Origin of the sequence: Megasphaera massiliensis (genome assembly GCF_000455225.1) — a bacterium.
Classification (GTDB): Bacteria; Bacillota; Negativicutes; order Veillonellales; family Megasphaeraceae; genus Megasphaera; species Megasphaera massiliensis.
Genome location: NZ_HF954548.1, coordinates 16395 through 17486 on the forward strand (window position 1 = coordinate 16395; position 1092 = coordinate 17486).

At 49.4% G+C, this 1092-nt stretch carries 1 protein-coding gene; it reads right to left on the bottom strand.

Annotated features, from left to right (window positions below; translation table 11 throughout):
• Nucleotides 1–1092: choice-of-anchor I domain-containing protein (locus TX77_RS13885; RefSeq protein ID WP_230198125.1), on the bottom strand; the 1092-nt coding region annotated here is incomplete at both ends.

Genomic DNA, 1092 nt, shown 5'->3' on the forward strand with positions numbered 1-1092 from the left:
GCTATGGCTTGAGTTGAAATATTCAGCCGTACTTCCCTGCGATGTAATTGTCTCAAAATCATTGCCGCTGTCATAGACCTGCTCCATCGTATCTGCATGCCAGATCGAGAACGAACGGCCGCCATACATATAGATGCTGTCTGTGCCGACGCCGGACACAACCTCGACATCATCATATCCGTTCGTTCCGTTTAAAAAGATGCTCGCTGCCGAACCGGGATCAAGCTGTCCCTTCAGGCTGCCTAGCTTAACCGCATTTTTACGGCCTGCCCATCCGCTTGTATCGCCTTCCACTGGCCATTCAGTGGCATCTCCCTCATTCGCGGTAAACAAATACGTTGAACCATTAATGGTCTGCGAAGCAATTCCATCCGGCATATACATGCCTTTGAACGGCACATTTTCCAGCTTGATTGCTCCATCACTCACAAGATCAAGCGAGTTACGCGGATCGTTATAGTCTTTGAAGCCAAGCGTTTTCACGGCATTGACTTTACCGGCCGCAATATCGATGACCGCTACGGCATTATTCTCTTGGAGCGTCACGTAAGCTTGCTTATAGTCACTGGAGAGCGCGATATACTCTGGTTCGAAATCATACAGGGCATCCGCCTTCGAGCCTTTTCCCATAATCAGTCCGGTTACCGGATCGGAGGCGCCGCGAATATAGACATCGTTCCCAATTACCGATTCGTCATCGAAATAGACCTGCTTAACCGTATCCGCAGTCGTATCCACAATGGTAATGCTGCCTTTTGGATCTCCTGCCGCCGTCCGCGGCTCACCTTCATCAGCAGTTAAAATATATCGGCCGTCTGCCGTAGACTTAATCATATCGGGCTGAACACCGGCTCCGTATTCCTTAAGCAGATTGCCGTCATAGTCTAGGACTAGTATCTTTCCAGCTTTAATAGGATCCGCTTCCTGCACAGATACCGAAATGCGTTTCGTAGTCGTATTTACATCTACGCTAGTTAAATCCCCATACCGAAAGCCGTTGGTCTCCGCTAGCGCTTGAACCAGAATGGTGTGCTCCTTCGTGAAATTGCCTTTTCCGTTACCAAGGCTCACGATATCCAGACTTGGAGGGTT